Genomic DNA, 10,459 nt, shown 5'->3' on the forward strand with positions numbered 1-10,459 from the left:
CAGCGGGGTACGGGGCGGAGCCCCGATCTTTCAGCCCCGCCGGCGTTTGAGGCGCGGGGTCCGGGGCGGAGCCCCGTGGCCGGGGGACGGGGGGCGTTACCCCAGGACGTGGCCAGTTGGTGGGCGGGTGTGCCACAAGTGGAGGCCGACGTCCACCAGTTCCACTCGGGGGAGGTCGTCCACCGCCGCGAGGTCGTGCCACGCGGCCATGTCGGTCGAGCCGTTCTCCTCGTGGCGCAGCGCGCCGCCCGTGATCGCCCCTTCGTACACGAGACGTAGCCCGTGGAAGTCCGCGATCTTGCCGAGCTTGCGCGGGTAGCGGCGCAGCACGGAGTGGACCCCGAGGAGGGCGACCGGATCGACGACGTAGCCGGTCTCCTCGTCGACCTCACGGATCACCGTGTCGTACGGATCCTCACCGTGGTCCATGCCCCCACCCGGCAGGGTCCACCGCTTGCTCCCGTCCCCCGCGACCCAGCGGGCCAGCAGCACCCGCCCCTCGCGGACGCACACCGCGTAGGCCGCCACCCTCAGCTCTTTGTTCATCCCCTGACGCTAGAGGCATCCCGGTCCCGGTGCAGGTGTTACACGCCTTGCCGGTCCCGTCACGGTTTGGGCGGGATGGCGCATGGCGGAAGTACGCCATGGCACGTACCCGGCTCGGGCAACTCTCCCCAAACTGTGGTCACTTGCGTAAAGCTGAGCGGTCATCCGGCACCGAAATCCGGACCCCTTTCGACACGTCCCGTCTTGTCCGACCTTTACGTACAGGGATGCAGATGACCACCGATCCCCAGCGCGCCCCCATATCCGGCGCGAGACGCGCGGCCCGGCTCGCGGCGGCCGCGGGACTCGTGGCCGCGCTCACCGCGACCGGGCCGATACCCATGGCCTTCGCCGCGGACGCGGACCCGACCCCGCCCCCGGCCCCCAAGTCCGCGAGCGACAAGCTCGGCGCGCACGACGCCGAACTGCTCGCCGACGCCAAGGCCGACGGCACGAAGAACGTGACCATGATGGTCGCGACCACCCCCGGGAAGACCGAGCAGGTCGCGAAGCAGCTCGACGCCGTCAAGGGCGGCTCCGTGGGCCGCACCTACGACAAGCTCGGCTACGTACGGGCGACCGTGCCGACCAAGAGCGCCACCTCCGCGATCGGTTCCGCCGAGAAGCTCGGCTCCGTGCGCGGCATCGACCTGCGCCAGGAGATCGCGCTCGACGACCCGTCGCCGTCCGCGGACACCACGAAGGGTGCCTCCAAGAAGGCCACCGGCTCGTACAGCGGGCCCGGCAAGGACACCCCCGCCAAGAACCCGTACAACCCGTCCTTCGAGACGGGCGCCGTCGACTTCGTGAAGCAGCACCCGAAGTCGGACGGCCGCGGCACCACCATCGGCATCCTCGACTCGGGTGTCGACCTCGGCCACCCGGCGCTCCAGAAGACCACGACGGGCGAGCGCAAGATCACCGACTGGGTCACCGCGACCGACCCGATCGTCGACGGGGACGCCACCTGGCGCCCGATGGTCACCACGGTGAGCGGGCCGACCTTCACCTACAACGGCCGTACGTACAAGGCCGCTTCGGGCTCGTACGGGATCAGCACCTTCGCGGAGTCGGTCACGGCCGGCGGCGACGCGAAGGGCGACGCGAACCGGGACGGCGACACCACCGACAAGTGGGGCGTGCTGTACGACGCGGCCAAGGGGACGGTGACCGTCGACCTCAACGACAACGGCGACTTCACCGACGACACCCCGATGAAGCCGTACAAGGACGGCTACCAGGTCGGCTACTTCGGCAAGGACGACCCGTCCACCGACGTCGTCGAGCGCCAGCCGTTCGTCGTCGAGGTCCGCAAGGACGTCCCGATGGACCCGTACGGCGGCGACTGGGTCGGCAAGAAGGCCGACTTCGTCAACATCGGCGTCATCGAGTCCGAGCACGGCACGCACGTCGCGGGCATCACCGCGGCCAACGGCCTGTTCGGCAACAAGAACATGAACGGTGCCGCGCCCGGCGCCAAGCTGGTGTCGTCCCGCGCCTGCACCTGGAGCGGCGGCTGCACCAACGTCGCGCTCACCGAGGGCATGATCGACCTCGTGACGAAGCGCGGCGTCGACATCGTCAACATGTCGATCGGCGGGCTGCCCGCGCTGAACGACGGGGCCAACGCGCGCGCCCTGCTCTACACGCGCCTCATCGACGAGTACGGCGTCCAGCTGGTCATCTCGGCGGGGAACTCGGGCCCCGGCGCGAACACCATCGGCGACCCCGGCCTCGCCGACAAGGTGCTGTCCGTCGGCGCCACCATCTCGAAGGACACCTGGGCCTCCAACTACGGCTCCCAGGTCGAGAAGTCGAACGCGATGATGCCGTTCTCCTCGCGCGGCCCGCGCGAGGACGGCGGCTTCGCGCCCCTCATCTCGGCGCCGGGCGCGTCCGTCAACTCCACGCAGACCTGGCTGCCCGGCAGCCCGACCCCGGAGGCCGGCTACGCGCTGCCCGCCGGGTACTCGATGCTCCAGGGCACCTCGATGGCCTCCCCGCAGGCGGCGGGCGCGAGCGCGCTGCTGATCTCGGCGGCCAAGCAGCAGAAGGTCTCGCTGAACCCGGCGAAGCTGCGCACCGCGCTCACCTCGACCGCGAAGCACATCTCGGGCGAGCAGGCGTACGCGGAGGGCTCGGGCCTCATCGACATCGTCGGTGCGTGGAAGTCGATCCAGCACAAGGCGAGCGCCCACACCTACACGGTGAAGGCGCCCGTCGACACCGCGCTCGACGACCAGCTCAAGACGCCGGGCTTCGGCACCGGCATCTACGACCGCGAGGGCGGCCTCAAGGCGGGCCAGAAGAAGACGTACGACGTCACTGTCACGCGGACGTCGGGCTCGTCGAAGCTGGTGCCGCACCGGCTGTCGCTGAAGAACAACTCCGGTGACACGTTCTCGATCGTCGGGCCGAGCATCGTCATGCTGCCGCTGAACAAGCCCGTCACCGTGAAGGTTCGGGCGAAGCCGTCCGCCGCCGGGCTGCGCAGCGCGATCCTGCGCGTCGACGACCCGAAGACGGAGGGCGTCGACCAGCAGATCATGGCGACGGTCGTCGTCTCGTCGCCGGTCAAGTACACGTACCAGGCGAAGAGTTCGGTGCAGCGCAACAGCACCAAGTCGTACTTCCTGACGGTGCCGGCGGGGGCGAAGTCCCTCGAGGTACGGATGGGCGGGCTCGCGGCGAAGAGCCAGACCCGGTTCATCTCCATCCACCCGTACGGCGTTCCCGTCGACTCGACGTCGACGCCGGACTGCTACCCGAACTACGGGGACGGCTCGGGCAACGGCTGCCGCCCCGACCTGCGCTCGTACGACGCGCCGCAGGCGGGCGTCTGGGAGATCGAGGTCGAGGCGCGGCGTACGTCGCCGCTGCTCGACAACCCGTACACGCTGGACGTCGCCGTGCTCGGCGCGGACTTCGACCCGGCGGTGCAGACGCTGCCCGAGGCGAAGGTGGGCACGCCCGCCGATGTCTCGTGGAAGGTGACGAACAAGTTCGCGGCCATCAGCGGCGGCAAGCTGCAGGGCGGGTCGCTCGGCTCGTCGAAGACGGCGCGACCGACCATCGCGGGCGGCGCCACGCAGACGTCGACGGTCGACGTTCCCGAGGGCACCGACAAGCTCGACGTCTCCATCGGCAACGTCTCCGACAAGGCCGCCGACCTCGACCTCACGGTGTACGACGCCGCGGGCAAGGTCGTCGGGTCCTCGGCGGACGGTGACTCCGAGGAGGCGGTGAGCGTGGCGAAGCCGGCCGCCGGTACGTACACGGTGGAGGTGGCGGGGTACTCGATCCCGTCCGGCTCGACGGAGTACGACTACGTCGATGTCTTCTTCGCGCCCTCGTTGGGGACGGTGAAGGTCGACGAGTCGAAGCCGGTGTCGTTGGCGACGGGGGCGTCGGCGTCTGTTGCGGCGCAGGTTGTTGCGGCGGCTGCGGCGCCTGAGGGGCGGGAGTTCTTTGGTGAGGTGCGGTTGTTGAATGAGCGGGGCGTTGCGGCGGGAGCCGGTAGCGTCAAGATCGAAAAGGTCACGCCGTAGCCTCCGGCCGGGTGTGACGGGGGGGGCGGTCACCTGCGGGTGGCCGCCCCTCCGCCACCAACGCCTTGGGGCTCCGCCCCGGCCCCCGCTGCTCAATCGCCGCAGGGGCTATAAATAGCCCCGCCGGCGTTTGAGGCGAGGGGGCCGGGGCGGAGCCCCGAGGCCGTAACGCCGACGCGGCCCGGCTACTCGCAGGTCAAGCCCCGGGCCCCCGGCCCCGCCCGCGCGATGTCCTCCCGGGCGGCAGCCACCTCATGGTGGCCTGTCGTCCACTCCTCCCGGTCGCCCGGCCGCGTCGGGACCCGGATCAGCGTGTACGTGCCGGGCTTCAGGTCACGGTGGGCGGAGGCGTCCAGCATCACCGCGATCGTGGGGTGCTCCCGCACCGAACGCTCCGGCCGGTAGTAGCGCGAGACGTCGAGGACGACGCGTACGTCGCCGTCCTCGTGCGGCGTGACACTGGTCACCCGGCCCTCCACCAGCACCCGCGAACACGCGATACGCATCGCGGGCGAGGACGCGGCCTTGCCGCCGCCCTGGGCCGCCGCCTTGTCGCTCCCCGAATCCGCGTCACCGCCCCCGCCCGGCGCGCTCACCCCCAGCCACACGAGCCCCCCGAACAGGGACGCCGCACACGCCACGGCGAGCCCGCCGAACGCGAGCCGCAGCGGACGGCGACGTGAACGTACGGGCACAGGCACAGGCACCGGCTCCCGGCGGGACGCCAGCGCGTCCCCGAGGCCCCGCACCTGCTCCCGCAGCAGCGCGACATCCGCCACGACCGCCGCCACGGCGGGGTCGTCCTCCGGCAGCGGCTCCCCGGTCACGGCCGCCATCAGCAGCCGGTCCTCCGACTCGGCGTCGTTCACGTCACACCACCTCCCCTTCGCGCAGCCGCACCCGCAGCATCCGCACCGCCGTGTGCAGGCGGCTCTTGACGGTGCCCTCGGGCACGCCCAGTTCCGCCGCGATGTCCCGCACGGGCAGATCCGCGTAGAAGCGGAGCACGACCACCTGCCGCTGCTCGTCCGGGAGTTGGTCGAGGCCCTGGGCCACGGCCATCGACAGGACACGCGTGTCGGCCGCGTCCCCCGCGTGCTCCTGGCGCAGCGCGGCGAGCCGTTCGCCGAGGCGTTCCTGGCGGCGCCGCGCCCGGTGCCAGTCCATGGCGAGGTTCGAGGCGACGACCGCCGCCCAGGCCGAGACGTCGCGCGGCGCCTCCTGGCCCTTCGCGGTCCGCTCCAGCAACCGGAGGCGCACCTGCTGCACACCGTCCGGCAGATCCGCGTACGGCATGCCGCCGAGCGACAGCACGGCGCGCACCCGGTCCTCGACGGCCGCGTCGATGGGGTCTCCCCTGCTCGAGCGGGTTCGAGAGCTTGGGGAAGGGGCGTCCGGCCGACCCCTCGGTTTTCTGCGCAGCACTGCGCCTCCCCTCCCCGCGTACGCCCTACGACGCCGTGGGTACCGGAAACGTTCACGCGGAGCGCTTGAAACTGTGGCCAGCGCCATACCGTCCCGGAACGCGGACAATGGATTGGACAAGCCGGGCGTGGACAGACGCATCATGGACACACCCGTGAGGCCGGACGGCCGGTAGCGCGGAAACACGAAAGCACGGAGGACCCTGTGAAGGTCGGAATCGTCGGAGCCACCGGCATGGTCGGCACGGTCATGCGCAAGATCCTTGTCGAGCGGGCCTTCCCGATCGACGAGCTGCGCCTGTTCGCGTCGGCTCGCAGCGCTGGCAAGGTGCTGGACGGCGTGACGATCGAGGACGCGTCGACGGCCGACTACAGCGGGCTCGACATCGTGCTGTTCTCCGCGGGCGGCGCCACGTCCAAGGCCCTCGCCGAGAAGGTCGCCGCGCAGGGCCCCGTCGTGATCGACAACTCCTCGGCCTGGCGCAAGGACCCCGAGGTCCCGCTCGTCGTCTCCGAGGTGAACCCGCACGCGGTCGCGGACCGCCCCAAGGGCATCATCGCGAACCCGAACTGCACGACGATGGCCGCGATGCCGGTGCTGAAGCCGCTGCACGCGGAGGCGGGCCTGGAGGCCCTGACCGTCGCCACGTACCAGGCGGTGTCCGGCTCAGGGCTCGCGGGCGTGGCCGAGCTGCACGGTCAGGCGCAGAAGGTGGTCGCGGAGGCCGACAAGCTGACGCACGACGGCGAGGCGGTCGACTTCCCCGAGCCGGACGTGTACGCCCGTCCCATCGCGTTCAACGTGCTGCCGATGGCCGGCTCGGTCGTCGACGACGGTCTGAACGAGACGGACGAGGAGCAGAAGCTCCGCAACGAGTCCCGCAAGATCCTGGAGATCCCGGAGCTGAAGGTCTCGGGCACCTGTGTCCGCGTCCCGGTCTTCTCCGGCCACTCCCTCCAGGTCAACGCCCGCTTCGCCCGCCCGCTCAGCCCGGCGCGCGCCGCGGAGCTGCTCGCGAAGGCGGAGGGCGTCGAGCTGTCCGACATCCCGACGCCGCTCCAGGCGGCCGGCAAGGACGCGTCGTACGTGGGCCGCATCCGCAACGACGAGACGCTGGAGAACGGCCTGGCCCTCTTCATCTCCAACGACAACCTCCGCAAGGGCGCCGCGCTGAACGCGGTGCAGATCGCGGAGCTGGTGGCCCAGGAGCTGTCGGCGAAGTAAGCAACCAGTCGTACGTCGCCGTAGGGGCGGTCACCGGATTCCGGTGGCCGCCCCTACGGTTCACTCGACGACGCCCATGAAGCGCTGGAGGGCCAGCAATTCGGCCTGGTCGGCCGGGTCGCCGGCCAAGCGCTCGGCCTCCGCCTTCGCCTGCTCGATCAGCTGTTCCTCCGTCACGCGCGCACGAAGCAGGGCGACGGCGGCGTGGAGCGCGGCAGCCCGCGACGCGAGTCCGGCGGATGCCGCATACGCGTCGAGGAACGCCACGTCGTCCGCGGGCAGGTCCAGGGTGACCTTCACGTCCATGGGAACGAGCATGCCGGGGACGGCTGGCCGGCGCGGCCGATCAGGGGCGATCCACCGCAAAGTGGTAACAGCCGTACTCCAGCGCCCGTACGTGTGCCTGCACCACCCGAGGGTCCGCGAACGCCTCGTCGAAGGCAGCCTCGAAGCCGGCTGTCGCGTCCTCCGGGATCTCCAGGAGCGCGCCCCCGACGATGTGGCCGCGGGCGTCGTAGCGCCGCACGGTGCGGCGGGCGCCGGGGCGGTCGAAGGGGTAACGGTCACCGGTCGCACAGCCACCGCAGCCCTCGGCGTGGAGGAAGACCGGGCCCTGTTCGTCGTACGCGCCGGGGGTCGCGCCCGTCTCGGCCGCCCAGCGGCGCAGGGGTGCGTACGAGACGAGGGCGATGCGCTCGCCCTCCCGGATCGGCCGGAGGCAGCAGCGCAGCGGGGAGCCCGCGTCCGCGGGGGTCGCGGTGTACGGGGCACAGGGGCGGCCCGCGTCGTCGACCTCGCGGAGTTCCTTGAGGGCGTTCGGGTCGATGGGACGTGCGATGTACCTGGTCATGCACTCCACGGTCGCGCCCGGCGGGCCTGTTCACCGGCGGGAAACGGACATCGCCTTCGCGTACCCCGCGTGGAAGGATGGCCGGAAACGTCACATATCCAAGAACGCAGACCGCTTAACTAGGAGATGACCGCGTGCCTGGCACCAATCTGACCCGTGAAGAGGCGCAGCAGCGGGCGAAGCTGCTCACCGTTGACTCGTACGAGATCGATCTCGACCTCTCGGGCGCGCAGGAGGGCGGCACGTTCCGGTCGGCGACCACCGTGCGCTTCGACAGCGCGGAGGCGGGCGCCGAGACGTTCATCGATCTCATCGCCGACGCCGTTCATGAAGTGGTGCTCAACGGCCGGTCGCTGGACGTCGCCGCCGTGTTCCGCGACTCGCGGATCGCGCTGAAGCGCCTCGAATCGGGGCCGAACGAGCTGAAGGTCGTCGCCGACTGCGCGTACACGAACACGGGCGAGGGGCTGCACCGGTTCATCGACCCGGTCGACCAACAGGCGTACCTCTACACGCAGTTCGAGGTGCCGGACGCCCGCCGCGTGTTCGCGTCGTTCGAGCAGCCGGACCTCAAGGGCACCTTCCGGTTCACGGTCCAGGCGCCGAGCGGGTGGACGGTCATCTCCAACTCCCCCACCCCGGAGCCGAAGGACGACGTCTGGGCCTTCGAGCCGACGCCGCGCATGTCGACGTACATCACGGCGCTGATCGTCGGCCCGTACCACTCGGTGCACTCCTCGTACGAGAACCCGGAGACGGGCCAGTCCGTCCCGCTCGGCATTTACTGCCGGCCGTCCCTCGCCGAGTTCCTCGACTCGGACGCGATCTTCGAGGTGACACGGCAGGGCTTCGACTGGTTCCAGGAGAAGTTCGACTACGCGTACCCCTTCGCCAAGTACGACCAGCTCTTCGTGCCCGAGTTCAACGCCGGTGCCATGGAGAACGCGGGCGCGGTGACCTTCCGCGACCAGTACGTGTTCCGGTCCAAGGTGACCGACGCCGCGTACGAGGCGCGGGCCGCGACGATCCTGCACGAGCTGGCCCACATGTGGTTCGGCGACCTCGTCACCATGGAGTGGTGGAACGACCTGTGGCTGAACGAGTCGTTCGCGACGTTCGCCGAGGCCGCCTGCCAGGCGTACGCGCCGGGCTCCAAGTGGCCGCACTCGTGGACGACGTTCGCCAACCAGATGAAGACGTGGGCGTACCGGCAGGACCAACTGCCGTCCACGCACCCGATCATGGCGGACATCAGCGACCTCGACGACGTGCTCGTCAACTTCGACGGCATCACGTACGCGAAGGGCGCGAGCGTCCTGAAGCAGCTCGTCGCGTACGTCGGCATGGACGAGTTCTTCCAGGGCGTGCAGGCGTACTTCAAGCGGCACGCGTTCGGGAACACGCGGCTGAGCGATTTGCTCGGCGCCCTCGAGGAGACCAGCGGGCGTGACCTGAAGTCCTGGTCGAAGGCGTGGCTGGAGACGGCCGGCATCAACGTCCTGCGCCCGGAGATCGAGACGGACGCGAACGGTGTCATCACCTCGTTCGCCGTCCGCCAGGAGGCGCCCGCGCTGCCCGAGGGCGCCAAGGGCGAGGCGACGCTGCGCCCGCACCGCATCGCGATCGGCTTCTACGACCTCGACGACGAAGTGGGGTCTCCCCTGCTCGAGCGAAGCCGAGAGCTTGGGGAAGGCAAGCTGCTGCGCGGCGAGCGCGTCGAACTCGACGTCACCGCAACGGAGTTGACGCAGGTACCGGACCTCGTCGGCAAGCGCCGCCCGGCCGTGGTCCTGCTCAACGACGACGACCTGTCGTACGCGAAGGTCCGCCTCGACGAGGAGTCCCTGGCCTTCGTCACGCGGCACCTCGGCGACTTCGAGGCCTCACTGCCGCGCGCGCTGTGCTGGGCCTCCGCCTGGGACATGACGCGCGACGCAGAGCTGTCGGCGAGCGCGTACCTGGACCTGGTGCTCAGCGGCGTGGGCAAGGAGTCCGACATCGGCGTCGTGCAGTCGCTGCACCGCCAGGTGAAGCTCGCCGTCGACCTGTACGCGGCGCCCGCCCACCGCGACGCACTGCTGACCCGCTGGACCGAGGCGGCGCTCACCCACCTGCGGACGTCGGAAGCGGGCAGCGACCACCAGCTGGCATGGGCCCGCGCGTTCGCCGCCAGCGCCCGCACGCCGCAGCAACTCGACCTCCTGGCAGGCCTGTTGGAGGGCACCGCGTCGATCGAGGGCCTTGCCGTCGACACCGAGCTGCGCTGGGCTTTCGTGCAGCGGCTCGCGGCGGTCGGACGCTACGACGAGGCGGAGATCGACGGCGAGTACGAGCGGGACAGGACGGCGGCCGGTGAGCGGCACGCGGCCAGTGCCCGTGCCGCCCGGCCGACCTCGGAGGCCAAGGCGGAGGCGTGGGCCTCGGTCGTCGACAGCGACAAGCTGCCGAACGCGGTGCAGGAGGCGGTGATCGGCGGCTTCGTCCAGACCGACCAGCGCGAGCTGCTCGCGCCGTACACGGAGAAGTACTTCGCGGCGCTGAAGTCCGTCTGGGACTCCCGCTCGCACGAGATGGCGCAGCAGATCGCGATCGGCCTGTACCCGGCGATCCAGGTCTCGCAGGAGACGCTGGCCGCCACCGACGCGTGGCTGGCCTCGGCCGAGCCGAGCGCGGCGCTGCGCAGGCTCGTGTCCGAGTCGCGGGCGGGCGTCGAGCGTGCGCTGAAGGCGCAGGCGGCGGACGCGTAGTTGCCGCTGCGGAACGGGGAGGGGGGGGGGGGGCGGGGGGGGCGGGCCCCCACCCCCCGAAGCGGGGCGGGGCCCGCGGGGTGTGGGTGGGGGTGATCGGGGGGGGCAGCGGGAGGTGG

Annotated in this window: 8 protein-coding genes; 3 read left to right on the top strand and 5 right to left on the bottom strand. The window is 70.8% G+C overall.

Annotated features, from left to right (window positions below; genetic code table 11):
* Positions 1–96 precede the first annotated feature (96 nt).
* Positions 97–546, bottom strand: coding sequence for an NUDIX hydrolase (locus ABT004_RS34410; protein WP_351345067.1), 450 nt, complete (start codon positions 544–546; stop codon positions 97–99).
* A 233-nt stretch (positions 547–779) separates the two neighbouring features.
* Here ABT004_RS34410 and ABT004_RS34415 point away from each other — a divergent pair, with 233 nt between their 5' ends.
* Positions 780–4,094, top strand: a complete 3,315-nt coding sequence (locus tag ABT004_RS34415; RefSeq protein ID WP_351345070.1) for a S8 family serine peptidase — start codon at positions 780–782, stop codon at positions 4,092–4,094.
* 185 nt (positions 4,095–4,279) lie between these two features.
* On the opposite strand, the gene ABT004_RS34420 is transcribed toward ABT004_RS34415, so the two are convergent.
* Entirely contained in the window at positions 4,280–4,963 is a 684-nt protein-coding gene (locus ABT004_RS34420) for a hypothetical protein (RefSeq protein WP_351345073.1), read from the bottom strand.
* Between the two features lies 1 nt (position 4,964).
* The gene (locus ABT004_RS34425) at positions 4,965–5,519 is read right to left on the bottom strand and encodes a sigma-70 family RNA polymerase sigma factor (RefSeq protein ID WP_451192212.1); all 555 of its coding nucleotides are present in this window, start codon (positions 5,517–5,519) and stop codon (positions 4,965–4,967) included.
* A 204-nt stretch (positions 5,520–5,723) separates the two neighbouring features.
* Here ABT004_RS34425 and ABT004_RS34430 point away from each other — a divergent pair, with 204 nt between their 5' ends.
* Positions 5,724–6,743, top strand: a complete 1,020-nt coding sequence (locus ABT004_RS34430; RefSeq protein WP_351345076.1) for an aspartate-semialdehyde dehydrogenase — start codon at positions 5,724–5,726, stop codon at positions 6,741–6,743.
* Between the two features lie 60 nt (positions 6,744–6,803).
* Here ABT004_RS34430 and ABT004_RS34435 read toward each other — a convergent pair whose 3' ends face one another.
* Positions 6,804–7,049, bottom strand: a complete 246-nt coding sequence (locus ABT004_RS34435) for a hypothetical protein (RefSeq protein ID WP_351345078.1) — start codon at positions 7,047–7,049, stop codon at positions 6,804–6,806.
* A 40-nt stretch (positions 7,050–7,089) separates the two neighbouring features.
* A complete protein-coding gene (locus ABT004_RS34440) occupies positions 7,090–7,593 on the bottom strand; it encodes a DUF1203 domain-containing protein (RefSeq protein WP_351345081.1) in 504 nt (167 codons plus the stop codon).
* A gap of 134 nt (positions 7,594–7,727) precedes the next feature.
* Between ABT004_RS34440 and pepN the strand changes: the two genes are divergently transcribed.
* Complete coding sequence (pepN, locus tag ABT004_RS34445) at positions 7,728–10,340, top strand: aminopeptidase N (RefSeq protein WP_351345084.1); 2,613 nt, start codon at positions 7,728–7,730, stop codon at positions 10,338–10,340.
* Positions 10,341–10,459 lie beyond the last annotated feature (119 nt).

The sequence above is a fragment of the Streptomyces sp. NPDC002790 genome (genome assembly GCF_040295505.1).
In the GTDB taxonomy this organism is placed as follows: domain Bacteria; phylum Actinomycetota; class Actinomycetes; order Streptomycetales; family Streptomycetaceae; genus Streptomyces.

Excerpts from the sequence above, each read along its gene's own strand:
- ABT004_RS34415 (WP_351345070.1), top strand. The coding sequence starts at position 780 with ATGACCACCGATCCCCAGCGCGCCCCCATATCCGGCGCGAGACGCGCG.
- ABT004_RS34435 (WP_351345078.1), bottom strand. The coding sequence starts at position 7,049 with ATGGACGTGAAGGTCACCCTGGACCTGCCCGCGGACGACGTGGCGTTC.
- ABT004_RS34410 (WP_351345067.1), bottom strand. The coding sequence starts at position 546 with ATGAACAAAGAGCTGAGGGTGGCGGCCTACGCGGTGTGCGTCCGCGAG.
- ABT004_RS34440 (WP_351345081.1), bottom strand. The coding sequence starts at position 7,593 with ATGACCAGGTACATCGCACGTCCCATCGACCCGAACGCCCTCAAGGAA.